This window comes from Pseudomonas juntendi (genome assembly GCF_009932375.1).
In the GTDB taxonomy this organism is placed as follows: Bacteria; Pseudomonadota; Gammaproteobacteria; order Pseudomonadales; family Pseudomonadaceae; genus Aquipseudomonas; species Aquipseudomonas juntendi.
This window is the reverse complement of the sequence record NZ_BLJG01000153.1, coordinates 14,335-32,483: the sequence shown is the minus strand read 5'-3', so window position 1 is coordinate 32,483 and position 18,149 is coordinate 14,335. Positions and strand designations below refer to the sequence as shown.

Here is an 18,149-nt window from a genome sequence, read left to right as displayed (position 1 = left end):
GTGATCGCTGCATGACGAACGGGCCGCCTAAAGAGCGGCCCGTTCTGTTTCTGCTGCCTGCTCCGGCCTAGCGCTTCACCCCTTCATGATTATCCAGCGTGTCCCGCGCGATCTCGCGCCCCAGGGCAATCAGCTCGGGCGCCTTGTAGAATTCGAAGAACCGGCATACCCGTTTCGGCACGTTGATCAGCACATCCGGCGGATAGCCGGCGATCTTGTACTGTGCCAATGAGGTCTGCATGACCTCGAAACTCTGGTTGATCAAGTCCAGCAGGGAGGCTGGGCCCACGTTGTCGATGATGAACGAACCGGTAGCCGACTTCGGCGCGCCTTCGCGCTCTGGCGCAGCCGCCGGCTGCTGTGTGCCCGGGCTGGCGGCTTCGCTTTGCCATGGGTTGGGCTGTGCCAGCCCTTCAGCGACGATTTCCTGTTCGATGCGGATCAATTCTTCGGCCGGTTTGCGCCGGAACGGCAGGTGTGCGCCCAATGAACTGAGCAAGGCATCGAAGCGCATCTTGAACGCTGCCGGGCGTTCGATCACGGGCAGCTGGTACTGCTTCTGGTTGGTGGCGTTGAGGTTGACCGCGATGATCAGGTCGCAATGGCTGGACACCACCGGCACGATCGGCAGCGGGTTCAGGATACCGCCATCAACCAGCATGCGGTTGCCCTGCATTACCGGTGTAAACAGGCTGGGGATGGCCGCCGAGGCGCGCATGGCCTGGTGCAGGCAGCCCTCCTGAAACCATATCTCCTGCTGGTTGGTCAGGTCGGCGGCAACCGCCGTGTAGGGGATGCGCAGTTGCTCGATATTGATCTCGCCGACGATCTTGCGGATCTGCCCGAATACCTTGTCACCGCGAATGGCGCCCAGGCGAAAGCTGACATCCACCAGGCGCAGCACATCCAGATAATCAAGGCTCTCGATCCAGTTGCGGTACTCGTCCAGCTTGCCGGCGGCATAGATGCCACCGATGACTGCACCCATGGAGCAGCCAGCGATGCAGGCGATATCGTAACCCCGGCGCTCGATTTCCTCGATCACGCCTATGTGCGCATAACCTCGGGCCCCGCCCGAACCCAGTACCAGTGCCACGCGTTTACTCATCAACTTTCCCCGGCCAGTGCCATCATGCCTCTACAATGCACCCATCGTTGCCTCTGCTTCAATGTAGATTGTGTGCAGCTACTGTAGTAAAACCGCTTTGGCAAAGCCGGCCGGGCAGGGCACTTTTGAACTGCCGGGGCGTCGAAATGCCACCGTTTTTTTCCTTGAGGTATCACCGATGAAAGCCTGGATCTGCCTTCCCCTGATTGCTCTGGCCCTTGCCGGCTGCGCAGGCAAGACGGCCTACCGAGAAAGTTGTGCGACCCAGCTGGATGCCGCCTGGAAGGAGCTTGACCTGGCCAAGGCCGAAGGCTTTGCCGGCGCCGTGAGTTATTCCAAGGCTTTGTCGTTACTCACCGGTGCTAAAACCCAGCAGCAGTTCGAAGGTTATGAAAGCTGCACGCGCAAAGCCGAGAAGGCGCGCTTCTACATTCGTGAGTCCCGCGCCGGGCGTTGATCGAGGAGCGTTCCATGTCTGCCATGCTTGACTCCGTCGTTGCCCAGATACTGGCCTTGCAGGTGCGCCTGCTGGCGTGTCGCGAACGCCTGGCTGCCGATACCGACAGCGAGGCCCTGCATGACCTGCGTATTGCCGTACGGCGGCTACGCAGCCTGCTGCGGCCACTGAGGGGGCTGCCAGGGGTGGAGCAGCTGGAGGCCGCTGCAAGCGCGCTGGGGGCCCTGACCACGCCCTTGCGTGACCAGGAAGTATTGGCTGCGCAACTGATCGCTAGCGGTTACACCGAAGCTGGGCAACGCCGCATGCAAGGCCGCGGTAGTGCATACGCCAGCGTTGCCCGCAGCCAGCAGTTGGCCCGGGTGCTGGCGATTGCAGATGCCTTTCCACTGTTCCTGCGCGCAGCGGGCCGCGAAGGCTTGGCCAAGGCATTGGGCAAACGCGTCGACAAGCGCTTGGTCAAGCAGTGGCACAAACTGCACCACGCCTTGCAGGACCCCAACCACGACCGTCACCGGCTACGTTTGTTGATCAAGCGTGCGCGCTATGGCGACGAGGCCTACCCGCAATTCCAGCATGCCAGCCAGAAACTGCAGCGTCTGCTGAAAAAAGCCCAGGCCGACCTGGGCGACTGGCACGATCGCTTGCAGTGGTTGCTACAGGCGCGCGACCACGCCGACCTGGCACCTTGCCAAGCCGTTTGGCAGCAGCAGTTGCAGGAGGCCGAGCAAAGCGCCGATGTGACCCTGGCCGCGCTGGCCAAGGCCATTGCACGTCGCCAGCCCGGGAAATGACCGAAATGAGGGCTGTTCGTCCCGCGTTAGCTGGCTAGGATGGGCACACCCTTTTCGCTGCACGCAGGAGCCGGTCCATGAATTTCAATCAACTGCTCGACGCCGTGCGGGCCAACCCCGACGCAGTCAGCATTCCGCCGACCTGGGCGCAAGGCCGAGCGGCATTTGGCGGCCTCATGGCGGCCCTTGTTTACGAGGCGATGCGCCTCAAGCTGTGTGACAGCCGCCCAGCGCGCTCCCTGGCCATCACCTTCGTGGCCCCTGCAGCGGCAGACGTACCTATCCGCTTCGAGGTGGAGGTGCTGCGCGAGGGCAAGGCGGTCAGCACCTTGCTTGGCCGTGCGGTACAGGCGGGCCAAGTGGTGACGCTGGTGCAAGGCAGCTTCGGGGCAGGGCGGCCTTCGGTCGTGCAGGTACCGGCGTTACCGGCTACGGAAATGAAGGCGCTCGAAGAGGCGGCTCCGGAGCTGCCCTATATCAAGGGGGTCACGCCGGAATTCATGCGCCATGTGGCCTTGCGTTGGGCCTTGGGCGGGCTGCCGTTCAGTGGTAATCAGTCGAGGAAGATGGGCGGTTGGGTGCGCTTGCGCGATGTCGCCGACGAACGCGTCAATGAGGCGCACCTGCTTGCCTTGGTCGATGCGTGGCCGCCGAGCCTGATGCCGTTCCTGAAGCAACCCGCAGCTGGCAGCACGCTGACCTGGACGATCGAGTTCATTCAGCCTGTGATCACGGTGTCTACCCAGGACTGGTGCCGCTATTGCGTTGAAACCGAATACGCCCGGGATGGCTATGGCCATGCGGCAGCAGCACTGTGGACCGCTCAAGGTCAATTGCTGGCGCTGAGCCGGCAGACTGTCACCGTGTTCGCCTGACAGCCCGGCACAGGGCCATCGGCTCAGCGCCGGTGCTTGTGGCGCTCCCGCCATGCCTTCAGCCAGGCGCCACTGAAAACAAAACGCGGGAAGGTGATGAACTGCTCCGTCAACAGGCGCTGCACGGCATCCTGGCGGTTAGCGAACGGCTCAGGTTGCTGGGCTTCCAGGCGGTGCCCCTGGCGCTGCAGGCCCAAGCCGGCAACCAAGGCAATGATACCCACCGCGATCTGGCTCAGGTCGAGCCCGAACAGGCCCGACAGTACCAGCAGCGCGCCCAGGATGAACAACGGGACGGCAATCAGGTGCAGCACCAGGTTTGTCGGGTGACGGTGGTTATGGTGGTAGCCGCGCCATTGCCAGGCGGGCAGGTTGGGCAGACGTTTACTCATGGGCATTTCCTCATCCAATGCCCAAAGCTTAGTGCTGCCCGCGCAGGGGGGCCAATCGAGGCTGGCTATGGTGGCTATAGCTTGAGCTGGCCGATGGCCTTGTTGAGCGCCCCAGCCAAGGTCGCCAGCTCGCTACTGGTGGTGGCCGAGCCCACCGTCTGTTGCACGGTCTGCTCGGTGACATCACGAATGCTCACCACCGCGCGGTTCATTTCCTCGGCCACCTGGCTTTGTTGCTCGGCTGCCACGGCAATCTGCGTGTTGCTCTCGCGCATCTGCGCCACGGCACCGGTGATCTCGGCCAGGGCTTCACCGGCTTCCTGAGCCTGGCGCACGCAATCATCGGCCTTGTACGAGCTTTCCTGCATGAACTCCACCGCATCGCGGGTACCCGACTGCAGTGCCGAGACCATTGTGGTGATTTCGTCAGTGGAGGTTTGCACGCGCTTGGCCAGGTTGCGCACCTCATCGGCGACCACGGCGAACCCGCGGCCCAGGTCGCCGGCGCGTGCGGCTTCGATGGCGGCGTTGAGCGCAAGCAGGTTGGTTTGTTCGGCGATGCTGTGAATCACATTGACGACCCCGTTGATTTTCTGGCTGTCATCGGCCAACTGGCGAATCATCTCGGCGGTTTGCTGAACACCGCTGGACAGCCCGGAAATCGAATCCTGGACCCGGCTTACCACCTCTTTGCCGCTGCCGGCCAAGGTGTCGGCGGTTTGGGACAGGTCACGGGTAGCGCCGGCATGCTGGGCGATGTGGTGCACGGTTGCCGACATTTGGTTGATGGCGGTGGCCGCCTGGTCGGTCTCGCTTTGCTGGCCAAGCATGCCGTGGCGCACATCGTTCATGCTGGCGGCCAGGCGCGCAGCGCCCGAGTCCAGCTGCGCGGCAGTGTGGGCGACGGTGCTGACGACGCGGTGGTAAGTGGCCTGCATGGCATTGAAGGCACCGGCCATCTGGCCGACCTCATCACCACAGGCCAGTGGCACACGGGCTGCCAGGTCGCCGGTTTTTTCCACGTGCAGCATCACATCCTTGAGGGTATTGAGCTGGCTGAGCAGAAAACGGATGAGCAGTTGCGAGGCAGCGAGCATGGCCAGCATCAGAATCAGGACACACACCGCGTAATTGCTGAAGCGTTCGAAGAACACCTGGCGCAGGCTGGGCGACGGGGCCACTACCGCCATGTACTGATTGCCGCTGTGCACGACCTGTGCGCCGCGCAGCGGGTTGTCGCCCAGCACCCAGGCACTTGGCAGGTCCACCCAGCCCTGGCCGTCGCGCAGGGGCTCGAGCGGTTCACCGGCAAAGGTGGGCGTTTGCCCGGCTGACCAGCTGATCACATTGGCCTGGCGCGGTATTGGCTGCTGGCTTGGCCAGGCAGCCAGCAGCTCGGCTTGCTGCACCGCCTGTACCTGGGCCACCTCGGCGCGGGCGCGTTGCTCCAGGTGCACGGCATACAACACCAGCAGCAAGGTCGTGACAAAGGCCACCGCGTTGACGGCCCAGAATTTGTACTTCAAGGAAACATTGCTAAGCCAGGCACCCATGGGCAGGTCTTCTCTGAGTTGAGCGGAAACAATATTGGCAAGGTGCCATCATTGTGCCAGCTCATGCCAGAGCCGTTGTTGATGTGTATCAAGAAAAAACAACGGTGTTGTTCTCCTGCCTCAACCGGCCCCGTCAGCTCAGATCTGGAAGAACGCCCGTGCCGTGGCCGTGGTGTGCGCTGCCGTGTGTTCGACCGTTTCACCCCGGTGCAAGGCCACTTCATGCAGTACTTGCGGCAAGAAGGCCGGCTCATTGCGGCCGTTCTTGGGTTTGGGGCGCAGGGTGCGGGGCAGCAGATAGGGGGCGTCGCTTTCCAGCATCAGCCGGCCTTCGGCAATGTTGCCCACCAGCGCGTGCAGGTGCGTCCCCCGGCGCTCGTCGCAGATCCAGCCGGTGATACCGATGTGCAGGTCCATGTCGAGGTAGGCGAACAGCGCCTCACGCTCCCCAGTGAAACAATGCACGACCGCCGCGCTCAGGTGGTCGCGGTAATCCTTGAGAATGGCCAGCAAGCGCTCGCTGGCATCGCGCTCATGCAGGAACACCGGCAGGCGTAGCTCAACGGCCAGCGCCAACTGGGCTTCCAGGGCTTTTTCTTGCAGGTGGCGAGGGGAGAAATCACGGTTGAAGTCCAGGCCGCATTCGCCCACAGCACGTACCCGTGCCTCGCTTAGCAGTTGGCGCAGCCGGCCTTCGCTACCGGCCTCCCATGCCTTGGCATCGTGGGGGTGCACGCCGGCAGTGGCAAACAGATGCGCGCCACTGGCGTCCAGTTGCTGGCACAACTCCAGTGCCTGTTCGCTGACTGCCAGGCTGGTGCCCGTCAGCACCATCTGGGTCACCCCGGCTTCGATGGCGCGCTCGACGACGGCCGCCTGCTGGTCGTGGAAGCTGCTGTTGGTCAGGTTGACGCCGATATCGATCAGTTGCATGGTGGTATCTCGTGCCGCGGAGCGGCCAGCATAGCAAAAACCGGGTTTTTCTGAACAAAACCAAGAACTTCATGCTGTGGCCGGGGTCTTTTGCCGTCATTTATCACTTGGCGTGCGACCCTGTATGCCGCCCCCGAATGGATCTTTTTGCGCATGCGATTCTGGCTCACCTTCCTGTTGGCGCTCGGGCTGGTCTTGTCCGGGGCGGCCCTTGCGCAAACCCAAGGGCCGCAACATAACCCTGCGCCTGCCAAGGTTCGCGACTTGCAGCAGATCCGCAGCAGCAAGGTGCTGCGGGTGCTGGTCAACCAAAGCCGCAATAGCTCGGGCGAGGTCAAGGGCGAACCGGTCGGCATCGAGTATTACCGCCTGCGGGCCCTGGAACACTTCCTCAACGCGCGCAGCGACGACGATCAACAGATCGAGCTGCAGCTCATACCGCGGGCCAAGGAGCAATTGCTCGGCGCCCTGGCGCGTGGCGAGGGCGACCTTGCTGCACCGGGCGAGCTGCTGGACCCAGGCACTGTGCGCGGTGTCAGCAGCAGCGCACCGCTACTCGATCAGGTGCCGCTGACACTGGTCGGGCGCAAAGGCGAGCGCAGCTTCAGCAAGCTCGAGCAGCTGTCGGGGCGAACCGTGGCATTGACCAGTGCCAGCGCGGCGGGCCCATTCATCCAGCAGGCCAACCAGCAATTGGCCCTGCGCAAGCGACCGCCGATCAAGGTGGAGTGGGTCGACTCGACATTGGCCGTGGAAGATGTGCTGGAGATGGTCCAGGCCGGCATCTACCACCTGACCGTGGTGGAGCAGCCTATTGCCCGGCGTTGGGCGCGGGTGATGCCGCGCCTGCGCCTGCACAGCGGTGTGCGGCTGGGGCCGCCGCAGGCCATGCGCTGGTATGTCGGGCGTGATGCGCCGCAGCTGCTCGCTGCAGTCGATCGCTTCCTCAAGGGTTACCGGGCGCCAGACAACCAGGATGCCGCGTTCGAGCGGATTTACCGCCGCCAGTATCGGGTGCACAACCCGTTGGCCAGCAAGGACCGCCGGCGTCTGGCAGCGCTGCGGGCCGTGTTGCAGAAGCATGGGCAGGCGCAACAGATCGACTGGCTGAACCTGGCGGCGCTGGCGTTCAAGGAGTCGACACTGAACCCGGCCGCACGCGGCAGCGGTGGCGCCCATGGGCTGATGCAGATCACCCCGGCAGCAGCCCAGCGTGTGGGGGTGAGCAACACGGCCACGGTAGACGGCAACGTGCTGGCCAGCGCGCGCTACCTGGCGCTGATCCGCCGCACGTTTTTCGCCAGCCCCAAAATCAACGAGCGCGAGCGCATGGCGTTCGTGCTTGCTGCCTACAACCTTGGCCCCGAACGCGTTCAAGCCATGCGCGCCGAAGCTCGCCGACGCGGGTTCAATGGCAACCAATGGTTCTTCCAGACCGAGCGTATTGCCATGGAGCAGGTGGGCATGGGGCCGGTGAACTTCGTCAACAGTGTCAACAAGTACTACCTGGCATTCAACCGCGAACGAGCAGCGCTTGAACGTGTAGCCAAGCGATGAAGTATCGATTTATTAGATGGCTATGTTGGGTTTTTTGCGATTTTAATATCTTAGAAACTGATTAAGATGGCGTCCATCTCAACATAACTGCATCGCCTCAAGGACGCTTCGCCATGAACAAAAACACGCTCAATGCCCTGTTTTCCACCCGTGCCGGCGCTGGCCTGAGCATTATCCGCATACTGGTCGGCATCATCTTCATGGCGCACGGTGCGCAAAAGCTGTTCGGCATGTTTGGCGGCTATGGCCTGGAAGGCACCGGCCAGTGGATGGAAAGCATCGGCCTGGCGCCGGGTTATCTGATGGCCCTGTTGTCCGGTAGTGCCGAGTTCTTCGGCGGGTTGGCCCTGGTGCTGGGGCTGCTGGCGCGCCCGGCGGCGCTGGCACTGAGCGTGACCCTGATCGTGGCGATTTTCTCGGTGCACATTGGCAATGGCTTGTTCATGTCCAACAACGGCTACGAGTTTGCCCTGGCGCTGCTCGCCGGTACCGTTGCCGTGATGATCGAAGGTGCCGGGCGCTTCTCGCTGGACCGCCTGATCGCCCGCTGACCCGTTGCAAGCTGTGAGCGACAAGCCGCAAGCAAGGGCGGGCCTTTCCTCGGCCTGCTTCTGCTTGCGGCTTGTCGCTTGCAACTTGAAGCTCATCGCTCTAGCATACCGCCTGCGCCGATTTAAACAGCTACTTGCGGGGCGCAGGAAAGGCCCTTGTGCGGCTCGTCCGAAATACCGCTAAAGCGCTGGTTCGGTGACGCCTCCCACCGCTGCCCAGCGGGATTCGCGAGGCGGAGAGAAGCACCATGAGTTGCCCACGTACCAGTGTCTGTTTGAGCCCTCTGCCTGCACACCAGGCATCCCGCACGCCGCGCATCCTGCTCGGCGGCCAGCATCAGCCCACTCTTTTGCGTCACCTCGAAGGCCTGTCCCGGCGCAAGGGCCACGCACGCGCATTCCTGATCCAGTTCGCCGACGACGCCTGCAATCTTGCGCAGTATGGGCAGGACCGTTTCGACCTTGCGGTCATTCAGTCGCCCGGCCCGCAGGACGCTGCCGAGGTCATCGGCCACCTCACCCGTATCGCGCGCCAGGGCCTGATCACCCGCCGCTGAGGAGCGCCTGTTGAGCACCAACATCATCACCAGCGAAGGCCACGCGGCGCTGAAGAAAGAGCTGGACCACCTGTGGCGGGTCTATCGCCCCGAGATCACCCAGAAGGTCGCCTGGGCGGCGTCGCTGGGGGACCGTAGCGAGAATGCCGACTACCAGTACAACAAGAAGCTGCTGCGCGAGATCGACCGCCGGGTGCGGTATTTGCGCAAGCGTCTTGAGGATGTGAAGGTGGTGGCCTATTCGCCCGAGCAGGAAGGCAAGGTGTTTTTCGGCGCCTGGGTCGAGATCGAGAACGACGACGGCGAGACCATGAAGTTTCGCATCGTGGGTTATGACGAAATCTACGGCCGCAATGACTACATCTCGATCGACTCACCCATGGCCCGCGCTTTGCTGAAGAAGCAGGAGGGTGACGAGGTGCTGGTACACACACCTACCGGTGAAGCCACGTGGTATGTGAACAGCATCAGCTACGGCCAGTGAATTGCGGCTGCATGTGCCGGCCCGGACGCCGGGCCGGCACATGCAGCCTCAAGTGTCCCGCAGTACCGCCAAAGGGCTGGCATTGAGCGCCCGCCGCGTGCCTATCACCCCCGCGCCGCCTACCAGCAAAGCCCCTGTCAATGGCAGCAACAGCAACCAGGGGTGCGGCCCCCACTGCAGGTTGAAGGCATAGCGGTAAAGCACCAGGGTGATCAGTTCGCAACCCACGGCCGCCAACAACCCGCTGGCTGCCCCGAGCAGGCCGAACTCGATCCGCCGTGCCCTGACCAGCAGCGGCCTGGGCGCGCCCAGTGCACGCAGCAGGGCGCCTTGGCGAATGCGCTCATCCAGCGTTGCCTGCAAACCGGCGAACAGTACCGCCAGCCCTGCCGCCAGCACGAACAGCAGCACATATTCCACGGCCAGGGTCACCTGGGCGAGGATGCTGCGCAGTTGGTCGAGCAGGGCATCGACCTGCAGGATGGTCACTGCCGGGAACGCACGTGACAGGGTCACTACGTCCAGGTCGTGCCCCGGCGCCAGGTAGAAGCTGGTCAGGTAGGTGGTCGGCAGACCTTGCAGGGTGCCGGGTTGGAAGATCATGTAGAAGTTGGGCTGGAAGCTGTCCCAATGCACACTGCGCAAGCTGCTGACCCTGGCTTGGCGCTGTTGGCCGCCGATATCGAACGTCAGCAGGTCGCCAGTCTGAAGCTTCAGGCTCTTGGCCAGCTCTGCCTCCACCGATACCCCGGGGATTTCGTGTTCGCCGGGCAATGCTTGCCACCAGCTCCCGGCTGTCAATGCATTGCCTTCGGGCAGTTCGGCGGCCCAGGTCAGGCTGAGGTCGCGCTGCACGGCGCGCTCGCCTGCCGAATCCTTGCTGACGATCTGCTGCACCGGTTGTTGGTTGATCTGCACCAGCCGCCCCGGTGTCACCGGGTACAGCGGGGCCGCGACGGCGTTGACCTGCTGCAGGTGCTGAGCGAACGGCTCGCGGTCGTCTGGCAGGATATTCAGGGCGAAATAGTTGGGCGCATCCTTGGGTAGCTGGGCCTGCCAGGTGTCGAGCAATTCTGCCCGCAGCAGGGCGACCAGGGCCATGGCCAGCAGGATCAGGCCGAACGCCAACGCCTGGCCAGCGGCGGCCATGGGGTGGCGCAGCAACTGGCCCAACCCCAGGCGCCAGGTCAGCGGGGCGCCGACCAGCAAGCGGCGCAGGCTGCGCAAGCCGAGCAGCAGCAGGCCACCGAGCAACAGCGCAGCAACCAGGCCGCCAGCCAGCAGGGCGAAGGTCAGCAGCAGGTCCAGGCTCAGCCGCCACATGATCAGGCCTAGCGCGAACAGGGCTGCACCGTAAACCAGCCAACTGCTGGGCGGTATCGGCAACAGGTCGCGGCGCAGTACGCGCAATGGCGGCACCTGGCCCAGCGCCGCGATCGGTGGCAGGGCAAAGCCGGCCAGTGCTACCAGCCCTGTGGCGATGCCGGCCAGGGCCGGTAGTACGCCCCCGGCTGGGACCACGCTGGGAAGCAGGCCGTGAAGTACGCGGAACAGGCCCAGCTGGGCAAGCCAGCCCAGTAGCGCGCCGGCCAGCGCCGCTACTACGCCGAGCATGGCCAGTTGCAGGCAGTACAGGCCAAGGGCCTGCCGGCGCGACAGGCCCAGGCAACGCAGCAGGGCACTGGCGTCCAGGCGCCGTGCAGCGTAGCGGCTGGCCGACAAGGCTACGGCCACGCCGGCCAGCAACACTGCCACCAGGCTGGCCATGTTCAGGTAGCGTTCTGCCTTGCCCAGGGCGCCGCCGATCTGCTGGTTGCCATCGCGGGTATCGCGCAGGCGCTGGTTGGCGGCCAGGCCTTTCTCAATTGCCTGGCGGTACTGCGCCAGTGCTTCGCTGTCGCCACGCCACAGGTCGCGGTAGGTAACCCGGCTGCCGGGCTGGATCACCCCGGTCCCCTGCAGGTCGGCCAGGTTGATCATCACCCGCGGCGTGAGGCTGTAGAAGTTGTTGGCGCGGTCCGGCTCATAGGTCAGTACCCGGCTCATGCGCAAGGTTTTCATGCCGACGTCGATGCTGTCGCCTATCGACAGCCCCAAGGCTGCCAACAGGCGCGGTTCCACCCATGCTTCACCGGGCGCCGGCCCGCCACCCGGGCGTTCAGCACCATATGGGGCCGCGGCGCTGCGCAGCTGCCCACGCAGGGGGTAGGCGCTGTCGGCCGCTTTCACGCTGGACAGCTGGATACCGCTATCGCCGCCGACCACACTGGTGAACTCGACCACCTGAGCGTGGCGCAAGCCCAGTGCCTGGCCGGCCGCGAGTTGTTGTTCTCGGGCCGGGGCGCTGCCTTGCAACACCAGGTCGGCGCCAAGGAATTCGCTGGCGCGCAGTTGCATGGCGCCGTTCAGGCGGGCACCGAAATAGCCGATGGCGGTGCTGGCTGCCACCGCTACCAGCAGGGCGAAGAACAACACCCGCACTTCGCTGGCACGAAGGTCGCGGAGCAACTGGCGCAGGGCCAGGCCGCACAGGCGGGACAGCGGCATGTGTTTCATCAGGCCTCCACCGCTGCCACCAGGCGGCCTGCGTCCAGCCGGATCTGGCGGCGGCAGCGGCGGGCCAGGCGCTCGTCATGGGTAACCAGCACCAGCGTGGTGCCACGCTCCTGGTTCAGCTCGAACAGCAGGTCGCTGATACGTTCGCCGGTGTGGCTGTCCAGGTTGCCGGTGGGTTCATCGGCGAACAACACGGCAGGGTGCGCGGCGAAGGCGCGGGCGATGGCCACCCGTTGTTGCTCGCCCCCGGACAGCTGGCGTGGCGTGTGGCTGAGGCGTGCGCCAAGGCCGACCCGTTCAAGCAAGTTGCGCGCTTGTTCGCGGGCATCGCTGCGCCCGTCAAGCTCCAGCGGCAGCATGACATTCTCCAGGGCGTTGAGGCTGTCCAGCAGTTGGAATGACTGGAACACGAAGCCGACGTGTTCGGCGCGCACCCGGGCGCGCTGGTCTTCATCCAGCGGCCCGAGGTCGTGCCCGGCAAGTATCACTTTGCCAGCGCTGGGTTGGTCCAGGCCGGCGAGCAGGCCAAGCAGCGTCGACTTGCCCGAGCCCGAAGCGCCGACGATGGCCAGGCTGTCACCCTGGGCCAGGTCGAGGGACAGGGCGTGCAGGATGGCGAGGTCACCTTCCGCACTGGGGACCACTTTGCTAAGGTTCTGCGCAACGAGAATGCTGGGGCCCATGGAGAATCCGATGCGAATAAGGTGGCTGAGTGCCGGTCTGGCCCTGTATTGCCTGGCCCAGAGCGCGGCGGCGGGAACGTTGCTGGTGGTTGGCGATAGTATCAGCGCCGGTTTTGGCCTGGATAGCCGCCAGGGGTGGGTCTCTCTGTTGCAGACCCGGCTGGAGAAGGAAGGTTTCGACGCCAAGGTGGTCAATGCGTCGATCAGTGGCGACACCAGTGCGGGTGGCCAGGCGCGCTTGCCTGCGCTGCTTGCAGCGCATAAGCCCAGCCTGGTGGTACTGGAGCTGGGCGGCAACGATGGCCTGCGCGGGCAGCCGCCTGCGCAATTGCAACAAAATCTTGCTTCGATGATCGAGCGCTCGCGGCAGGCTGGCGCCAAAGTGGTGCTGCTGGGCATGCGCCTGCCGCCCAATTATGGTGTGCGCTACACCCGTGCGTTTGCCAACGTGTATGAGCAGTTGGCGGCGGACAAAAAGGTCCCGCTGGTGCCGTTTTTCCTTGAAGGGGTAGGGGGTGTGCCAGAGTTGATGCAGGCTGATGGCATTCATCCGGCCCAGGGTGCCCAGCAGCGCTTGCTGGAAAATGCCTGGCCGGCGATAAAACCCTTGCTGTGATGCTTTAAACGGGGGCAGCTTTCGGCTAATGTTGCGCCCCCCGTTTCGAGTGCCACCGATGCCGCGCCCCGCCTGGTCCCTGTACGCCTACCAATTGATCGAGCCCGATGAGCAGCTTGACCTGTTTGCCTGCCAGGAGGTCCGCGTGCACCTGGTGGCACGGCAGCTCGAGTTGGGTGTGCCGGTAGACCGTACCTTGTGCGGAGGGCTGCTGCCCGCGCAACCGCGCTGGTCGGGGGTGCCGCGCTCGATCTATCGCGATGGCCGCCTGTGCGAACTGTGCCGGGCCATCCTCGATGCCCAGCGGCGGGGCATGCGTCCGGTGTGGCCTGAGCTGCACGGCAGCTGAACGACTCGCACCTTTCATCATCTGAAACGCTTGCCGCTCAGCAATGCCTCCCGCTGGCACCAGTGCAGGTGTACAATCGATTCTCTTGACCCACCTTTCGAAGGATTTACCGGATGTTGCCGCGCTTTCCTGCCGTCACCCGTAGCCTGTCCCTGGCCGCCCTGCTGGTAGCAGGCCCCGCTGCTGCGCTGGAGCTGCCACTGCCACCTCCTGGTGAAGACATCGTCGGCCAGGTGCATGTGATCAAGGCCAAGTACGAGGACACCTTCGCCGATATCGGCACCGCCAACGACCTCGGCTACCTGGAAATGATCGCTGCCAACCCGGGTGTGGACCCGTGGTTGCCGGGCGCCGGCACCGAGATCATCCTGCCCACCCGCTACATCCTGCCACCGGGCCCGCGCGAAGGCGTGGTCATCAACCTGGCCGAGTACCGGTTGTACTACTACCCGAAAGGTCAAAACGTGGTGTACACCTTCCCGCTCGGTATCGGTCGTGAAGGCTGGGGTTCGCCGATCGCCAACACCAAGATCATCGCCAAGACGCCGAACCCGACCTGGACCCCGCCCGCATCCATCCGCAAAGAGCACGCGGCAGACGGCGATATCCTGCCTGCGGTGGTGCCGGCAGGCCCGGACAACCCACTGGGGCCATTCAAGTTCACCTTGGGCGTGCCGGGCTACCTGATCCACGGTTCGAACAAGAAGTTCGGTATCGGCATGCGCACCAGCCACGGTTGCTTCCGCATGCTCAACAACAACGTGTTGGAACTGTCCAAGCTGGTGCCGGTGGGTACGCCGGTGCGCATCATCAACGAGCCTTACAAGTTTGGTATCAGTGGCGGCAAGGTGTACCTCGAGGCACACACCCCGCTGGATGACCAGGGTAATCCGTCGGTAGTCGACAAGCATACCGCTGTCATCAATGCCTTGCTCAAGCGCGAAGACCTGGCCAACAACCTGCGCATGAACTGGGACATGGTGCGTGATGTGGTGGCTGCAGAAGATGGCATGCCGGTAGAAATTGCCGTACCGGTCGAAAACCAGGCAGGCGCACCGGTGGTTTCCAGCATTCCCCCAGAACTGCAGTAAGGCAGTGGCGATACAGGGAGGCCCGCCTTTGTGCGGGCCTTTTCGTAACAGTTGGAAGGCGCGGCAACGAGCAGGCAAAAAAAAGCCGACCCACAAGTGGGTCGGCTTCTTAACAATCCGTAAGGATTATTACTTGCGGCTGGCTTTGTCCAGCATACGCAGAGCGCGCTCGTTGGCTTCGTCAGCGGTCTGCTGAGCCTTCTGAGCGGCTGCCAGTGCGTCGTCAGCCTTACGGTAGGCTTCATCGGCACGGGCTTGAGCGCGAGCAGCTGCGTCTTCAGTCGCAGTCAGACGAGCTTCAGTTTCTTTGGAGACGCTGCTGCAACCGGTAGCCAGAACTGCGGCCAGAGCCAGAGCAGAGAATTTCAGAACGTTGTTCATCGTGTTCCCCTTCAAGGACTTTCTATTAAATAGCCATCTCTCGGAAAAGAGAAACTGGCCGGCGTACATAGTACTCATTACTTGTAGTAAGTAAACTGACTGAGCGCAAGAACTGCAAAAAAAATGTTGCTTGACGTGGCCCCGGCACGCTGTGCGAGCTGGGCGTGATCAACAACCTGCCGTGCTCGCAAGCAAGTGTAGTACAGGAACTTTTTTGTTGAACTAAGGGTGACTTGCACGGTCTTTCGGCGTCTTAAAGCCTAGAGCATCCGGCGGCTGCAGGGTCAACGGCATTAAGTGAAGAGGGTAGCGCCAGGCCCTTTTTAACTGTCGAAACCTTGAGTAAATCCGCATGCCGCGCCTACTATCTTGTGAGCGCCAGAAGACTCGAACGATTGCAATCGTCCAGTGGTCGTATGGGCAACAGGTGGCGTAGAGCATTCTGTGCCGGATTAAACCACCATCGGTTAAGGGAAGGGTCTACCTGAAAGACCTGTGAGGAGTAGTGATGAGCGAATCGTTGACCATCCACCATGACCAGGCCGGTCATCAGTTCGAGACCACCGTGGACGGTCATCGTGCCTACCTGACGTACATGGACCTGGGCAAGCAAACGCTGGATATCTATCGCACCTTCGTGCCTAACGCCCTGCGCGGCCGTGGCATTGCTGCCGCGCTGACCGAGCAGGCCCTGGCTTATGCCGAGCAGATGGGCTACACGGTGATACCGTCGTGCTCATACGTGGAGCGCTACATGGAGCGCCAGCAGCGGCACTCCACCAAGGCCTGAGCCAGGCCATGAGAGCGGGCCATGGTGAGCCCGCTCAATAGGGCGTCAATCAGCCACGCTTGCGCTGCGGCAATACATCTTTCAGCTTGGCACGCATGCTGCGCAGCGTTTTTTCGGTTGCCGACCAGTCGATACAGGCATCGGTAACCGACACGCCGTATTGCAGGTCTTCCAGGTTCTTCGGAATCGACTGGCAGCCCCAGTTCAGGTGGCTTTCGACCATCAGGCCGATGATCGACTGATTGCCTTCGAGAATCTGGTTGGCGACGTTCTCCATCACCAGTGGTTGCAGGGCCGGGTCCTTGTTGGAGTTGGCGTGGCTGCAGTCGACCATGATGTTTGCCTTGATCTTGGCCTTGGCAAGGTCTTGCTCGCACAGCGCAACGCTGACCGAATCGTAGTTGGGTTTGCCATTACCGCCGCGCAGTACCACGTGGCCGTATGGGTTGCCCTTGGTGGTGACGATCGACACGCCGCCTTCCTGGTTGATACCCAGGAAGCGATGTGGCTTGGACACCGACTGCAAGGCGTTAATGGCGACGGTCAGGCCGCCATCGGTGCCGTTCTTGAAACCTACCGCCGATGACAGCCCCGAGGCCATCTCGCGGTGGGTTTGCGATTCGGTGGTACGGGCGCCGATAGCCGACCAACTGATCAGGTCCTGCAGGTATTGCGGGGAGATAGGGTCCAGCGCTTCGGTCGCGGTCGGCAGGCCCATTTCCGCCAAATCCAGCAGCAGCTTGCGGCCGATGTGCAGGCCGTCCTGGATCTTGAACGAGTCATCCAGGTACGGGTCGTTGATCAGGCCTTTCCAACCGACCGTGGTGCGCGGCTTTTCAAAGTACACGCGCATGACCAGGTACAGGGTGTCGGACACCTCTGCGGCCAGTACTTTCAGGCGCTCGGCATATTCGTGAGCGGCCTTGATATCGTGGATGGAGCAAGGGCCGACCACGACGAACAGGCGATGGTCCTTGCCGTCGAGAATATTGCGCACCACTTCACGGCCGGCAGTCACGGTCTGCAGGGCCTTGGCGCTGAGGGGGATTTCCTTCTTGAGCTGATCAGGGGTGATCAGGGTCTCGTTGGAGGCAACGTTCAAGTCATCGATCGGTAAATCAGCCATCGTGTTACTCGTCAGGTCACGGGTGCCGGCCGCCAACAATCCCCGTGCGGCCCAGCAGCAAGAATAATCGCAACGGGGAGCCGAACCTTAGCGCGTTACAAGGGGCGGGACAATGGGCTGAGCCCAGTCATTGTGGGGTTTTTACCTGTACCAAGGGTTGAAGCGCGAATGGCCTGCCCAGCGTTGCCCAACCGGTGTAAAAAGAACGCCTACCTGTTAGCTGGAGATTGGCATGCATTCGCGCGCACTACGTATTGGCATCATTGGCAGTGGCGCCATTGGCGGCTTCTATGGGTTGATGCTGGCCAAGGCCGGTTTCGATGTGCATTTTCTGCTGCGTAGCGAGTACCCGGCGGTATGTGAGCATGGCCTGAGCCTGGACAGTGCCGAGCACGGCACCCTGCAACTGAAGGTGCAAGCCTATGCCAGGGCCGCCGATATGCCGCCCTGTGACTGGTTGTTGATCGGGGCCAAGGCGACCAGCAACGACCACCTGGCCCCGTTGATCGTGCAGGCTGCCGCACCGGGTGCCAAGGTGGTGCTGTTGCAGAACGGCCTGGGGGTCGAGGAGCAGCTGCGCCCGGCACTGCGCAGCGACATGCACCTGCTGGGCGGGCTGTGCTTCATCTGTGTCAACCGGCAGGGGCCAGGGGTGATCCGGCATCAGGCCTTGGGTACCGTGAACCTGGGGTACCACAGCGGGCCTGCCAGCGATGGTGGTACGGCGCTTGTCAGTGAGGGCACAAGCTTGTTCCAGGCGGCGGGCATCGACTCGCACGCCATGCCGAACCTGGCGCTGGCGCGCTGGCAGAAACTGGTGTGGAACGTGCCTTACAACGGGCTCTCGGTATTGCTGGGTGCCAGCACCACTGCATTGATGGGCAACGCCGCCAGCCGTGAACTGGTCCTGGCGCTGATGGCAGAAGTTGTGCAGGGTGCCGCAGCATGCGGCCATGTGCTGCCGGAAGGCTACGCCCAACACCTGTTCCAGGTCACCGAGCGCATGCCTGATTACTGGCCGAGCATGTACCACGACCATGCACACAAGCGCCCATTGGAGTTGCAGGCCATTTATGCCGAGCCGCTGGCGCAGGCGCGGGCGGCTGGCTGCCGCTTGCCGCGCATGGAAATGCTGTATCAGGCGCTGTTGTTCATCGACCAGCACCAAGGCCGGGTCTGAGCGTTTCGAGGGGGGTATTCCCAGCCCGATACAGCTCACCCGTGCAGCGCGCCGGACGGCGAAGCGTGCCTCTGCCGCGCTGCTAAGCTGAAGCTTGATCTGCCGCAGCGGCAGTC

The 18,149-nt window shown here is 63.1% G+C and carries 20 protein-coding genes; 12 read left to right on the top strand and 8 right to left on the bottom strand.

The window, feature by feature from the left end; genetic code table 11:
* Positions 1–67: 67 nt before the first annotated feature.
* Positions 68–1,108 (bottom strand): patatin-like phospholipase family protein, encoded by a 1,041-nt coding sequence (locus GYA94_RS19005; RefSeq protein ID WP_054905356.1) that lies wholly within the window; start codon positions 1,106–1,108, stop codon positions 68–70.
* A gap of 178 nt (positions 1,109–1,286) precedes the next feature.
* Between GYA94_RS19005 and GYA94_RS19000 the strand changes: the two genes are divergently transcribed.
* The 3 genes from GYA94_RS19000 to GYA94_RS18990 all read left to right on the top strand — a co-directional run bounded on the left by GYA94_RS19000 (position 1,287) and on the right by GYA94_RS18990 (position 3,234).
* Entirely contained in the window at positions 1,287–1,565 is a 279-nt protein-coding gene (locus GYA94_RS19000; RefSeq protein ID WP_003259403.1) for a hypothetical protein, read from the top strand.
* Positions 1,566–1,579: 14 nt separating this feature from the next.
* Positions 1,580–2,359, top strand: a complete 780-nt coding sequence (locus GYA94_RS18995) for a CHAD domain-containing protein (RefSeq protein ID WP_161892882.1) — start codon at positions 1,580–1,582, stop codon at positions 2,357–2,359.
* Between the two features lie 77 nt (positions 2,360–2,436).
* Positions 2,437–3,234, top strand: a complete 798-nt coding sequence (locus GYA94_RS18990) for an acyl-CoA thioesterase (protein WP_161892881.1) — start codon at positions 2,437–2,439, stop codon at positions 3,232–3,234.
* A gap of 23 nt (positions 3,235–3,257) precedes the next feature.
* Here the strand turns inward: GYA94_RS18990 and GYA94_RS18985 are convergent, their stop codons facing one another.
* From GYA94_RS18985 to GYA94_RS18975, 3 genes are all read right to left on the bottom strand, one after another.
* Positions 3,258–3,626, bottom strand: a complete 369-nt coding sequence (locus GYA94_RS18985; RefSeq protein ID WP_054905359.1) for an Mpo1-like protein — start codon at positions 3,624–3,626, stop codon at positions 3,258–3,260.
* Positions 3,627–3,700: 74 nt separating this feature from the next.
* On the bottom strand, positions 3,701–5,179 hold the full coding sequence (locus GYA94_RS18980; protein WP_110679592.1) for a methyl-accepting chemotaxis protein: 1,479 nt from the start codon (positions 5,177–5,179) through the stop codon (positions 3,701–3,703).
* A gap of 138 nt (positions 5,180–5,317) precedes the next feature.
* Complete coding sequence (locus GYA94_RS18975; RefSeq protein WP_161892880.1) at positions 5,318–6,112, bottom strand: TatD family hydrolase; 795 nt, start codon at positions 6,110–6,112, stop codon at positions 5,318–5,320.
* A gap of 153 nt (positions 6,113–6,265) precedes the next feature.
* Between GYA94_RS18975 and GYA94_RS18970 the strand changes: the two genes are divergently transcribed.
* The 4 genes from GYA94_RS18970 (at position 6,266) to greB (ending at position 9,261) form a co-directional block, all read left to right on the top strand.
* Complete coding sequence (locus GYA94_RS18970; RefSeq protein WP_161892879.1) at positions 6,266–7,669, top strand: MltF family protein; 1,404 nt, start codon at positions 6,266–6,268, stop codon at positions 7,667–7,669.
* Between the two features lie 113 nt (positions 7,670–7,782).
* A complete protein-coding gene (locus GYA94_RS18965) occupies positions 7,783–8,220 on the top strand; it encodes a DoxX family protein (RefSeq protein ID WP_161892878.1) in 438 nt (145 codons plus the stop codon).
* Between the two features lie 248 nt (positions 8,221–8,468).
* The gene (locus GYA94_RS18960) at positions 8,469–8,777 is read left to right on the top strand and encodes a hypothetical protein (protein WP_029884952.1); all 309 of its coding nucleotides are present in this window, start codon (positions 8,469–8,471) and stop codon (positions 8,775–8,777) included.
* 10 nt (positions 8,778–8,787) lie between these two features.
* Entirely contained in the window at positions 8,788–9,261 is a 474-nt protein-coding gene (gene greB / locus GYA94_RS18955; protein WP_009683840.1) for a transcription elongation factor GreB, read from the top strand.
* 48 nt (positions 9,262–9,309) lie between these two features.
* On the opposite strand, the gene GYA94_RS18950 is transcribed toward greB, so the two are convergent.
* Both GYA94_RS18950 and GYA94_RS18945 read right to left on the bottom strand, forming a co-directional pair.
* Positions 9,310–11,817, bottom strand: a complete 2,508-nt coding sequence (locus GYA94_RS18950; RefSeq protein WP_161892877.1) for an ABC transporter permease — start codon at positions 11,815–11,817, stop codon at positions 9,310–9,312.
* Positions 11,817–12,500 (bottom strand): ABC transporter ATP-binding protein, encoded by a 684-nt coding sequence (locus GYA94_RS18945; RefSeq protein ID WP_054905364.1) that lies wholly within the window; start codon positions 12,498–12,500, stop codon positions 11,817–11,819. Before GYA94_RS18945 ends, GYA94_RS18950 begins: the two co-directional genes overlap by 1 nt.
* Positions 12,501–12,510: 10 nt before the next feature.
* On the opposite strand from GYA94_RS18945, the gene GYA94_RS18940 reads away from it, so the two are divergent.
* From GYA94_RS18940 to GYA94_RS18930, 3 genes are all read left to right on the top strand, one after another.
* Positions 12,511–13,116 carry an arylesterase gene (locus GYA94_RS18940; protein ID WP_009683844.1) on the top strand — a complete coding sequence of 202 codons (606 nt, stop codon included), beginning with the start codon at positions 12,511–12,513 and terminating at the stop codon, positions 13,114–13,116.
* 58 nt (positions 13,117–13,174) lie between these two features.
* Positions 13,175–13,465: a hypothetical protein gene (locus GYA94_RS18935; protein WP_009683845.1), complete on the top strand. Its 291-nt coding sequence runs from the start codon at positions 13,175–13,177 to the stop codon at positions 13,463–13,465.
* 113 nt (positions 13,466–13,578) lie between these two features.
* A complete protein-coding gene (locus GYA94_RS18930; RefSeq protein WP_009683846.1) occupies positions 13,579–14,556 on the top strand; it encodes a L,D-transpeptidase family protein in 978 nt (325 codons plus the stop codon).
* A 129-nt stretch (positions 14,557–14,685) separates the two neighbouring features.
* On the opposite strand, the gene oprI is transcribed toward GYA94_RS18930, so the two are convergent.
* Positions 14,686–14,937, bottom strand: a complete 252-nt coding sequence (oprI, locus tag GYA94_RS18925; RefSeq protein WP_003259780.1) for an outer membrane lipoprotei OprI — start codon at positions 14,935–14,937, stop codon at positions 14,686–14,688.
* A gap of 508 nt (positions 14,938–15,445) precedes the next feature.
* On the opposite strand from oprI, the gene GYA94_RS18920 reads away from it, so the two are divergent.
* Positions 15,446–15,727 (top strand): GNAT family N-acetyltransferase, encoded by a 282-nt coding sequence (locus GYA94_RS18920; protein ID WP_009683847.1) that lies wholly within the window; start codon positions 15,446–15,448, stop codon positions 15,725–15,727.
* Between the two features lie 49 nt (positions 15,728–15,776).
* On the opposite strand, the gene GYA94_RS18915 is transcribed toward GYA94_RS18920, so the two are convergent.
* Entirely contained in the window at positions 15,777–16,853 is a 1,077-nt protein-coding gene (locus GYA94_RS18915; RefSeq protein ID WP_009683848.1) for a 3-deoxy-7-phosphoheptulonate synthase, read from the bottom strand.
* 232 nt (positions 16,854–17,085) lie between these two features.
* Between GYA94_RS18915 and GYA94_RS18910 the strand changes: the two genes are divergently transcribed.
* Positions 17,086–18,033, top strand: a complete 948-nt coding sequence (locus tag GYA94_RS18910; RefSeq protein ID WP_110679596.1) for a putative 2-dehydropantoate 2-reductase — start codon at positions 17,086–17,088, stop codon at positions 18,031–18,033.
* Positions 18,034–18,149: the final 116 nt, after the last annotated feature.

Excerpts from the sequence above, each read along its gene's own strand:
- GYA94_RS19005 (WP_054905356.1), bottom strand. The coding sequence starts at position 1,108 with ATGAGTAAACGCGTGGCACTGGTACTGGGTTCGGGCGGGGCCCGAGGT.
- GYA94_RS19000 (WP_003259403.1), top strand. The coding sequence starts at position 1,287 with ATGAAAGCCTGGATCTGCCTTCCCCTGATTGCTCTGGCCCTTGCCGGC.
- GYA94_RS18995 (WP_161892882.1), top strand. The coding sequence starts at position 1,580 with ATGTCTGCCATGCTTGACTCCGTCGTTGCCCAGATACTGGCCTTGCAG.
- GYA94_RS18990 (WP_161892881.1), top strand. The coding sequence starts at position 2,437 with ATGAATTTCAATCAACTGCTCGACGCCGTGCGGGCCAACCCCGACGCA.
- GYA94_RS18985 (WP_054905359.1), bottom strand. The coding sequence starts at position 3,626 with ATGAGTAAACGTCTGCCCAACCTGCCCGCCTGGCAATGGCGCGGCTAC.
- GYA94_RS18980 (WP_110679592.1), bottom strand. The coding sequence starts at position 5,179 with ATGGGTGCCTGGCTTAGCAATGTTTCCTTGAAGTACAAATTCTGGGCC.
- GYA94_RS18975 (WP_161892880.1), bottom strand. The coding sequence starts at position 6,112 with ATGCAACTGATCGATATCGGCGTCAACCTGACCAACAGCAGCTTCCAC.
- GYA94_RS18970 (WP_161892879.1), top strand. The coding sequence starts at position 6,266 with ATGCGATTCTGGCTCACCTTCCTGTTGGCGCTCGGGCTGGTCTTGTCC.
- GYA94_RS18965 (WP_161892878.1), top strand. The coding sequence starts at position 7,783 with ATGAACAAAAACACGCTCAATGCCCTGTTTTCCACCCGTGCCGGCGCT.
- GYA94_RS18960 (WP_029884952.1), top strand. The coding sequence starts at position 8,469 with ATGAGTTGCCCACGTACCAGTGTCTGTTTGAGCCCTCTGCCTGCACAC.
- GYA94_RS18950 (WP_161892877.1), bottom strand. The coding sequence starts at position 11,817 with ATGAAACACATGCCGCTGTCCCGCCTGTGCGGCCTGGCCCTGCGCCAG.
- GYA94_RS18945 (WP_054905364.1), bottom strand. The coding sequence starts at position 12,500 with ATGGGCCCCAGCATTCTCGTTGCGCAGAACCTTAGCAAAGTGGTCCCC.
- GYA94_RS18940 (WP_009683844.1), top strand. The coding sequence starts at position 12,511 with ATGCGAATAAGGTGGCTGAGTGCCGGTCTGGCCCTGTATTGCCTGGCC.
- GYA94_RS18935 (WP_009683845.1), top strand. The coding sequence starts at position 13,175 with ATGCCGCGCCCCGCCTGGTCCCTGTACGCCTACCAATTGATCGAGCCC.
- GYA94_RS18930 (WP_009683846.1), top strand. The coding sequence starts at position 13,579 with ATGTTGCCGCGCTTTCCTGCCGTCACCCGTAGCCTGTCCCTGGCCGCC.
- oprI (WP_003259780.1), bottom strand. The coding sequence starts at position 14,937 with ATGAACAACGTTCTGAAATTCTCTGCTCTGGCTCTGGCCGCAGTTCTG.
- GYA94_RS18920 (WP_009683847.1), top strand. The coding sequence starts at position 15,446 with ATGAGCGAATCGTTGACCATCCACCATGACCAGGCCGGTCATCAGTTC.
- GYA94_RS18915 (WP_009683848.1), bottom strand. The coding sequence starts at position 16,853 with ATGGCTGATTTACCGATCGATGACTTGAACGTTGCCTCCAACGAGACC.
- GYA94_RS18910 (WP_110679596.1), top strand. The coding sequence starts at position 17,086 with ATGCATTCGCGCGCACTACGTATTGGCATCATTGGCAGTGGCGCCATT.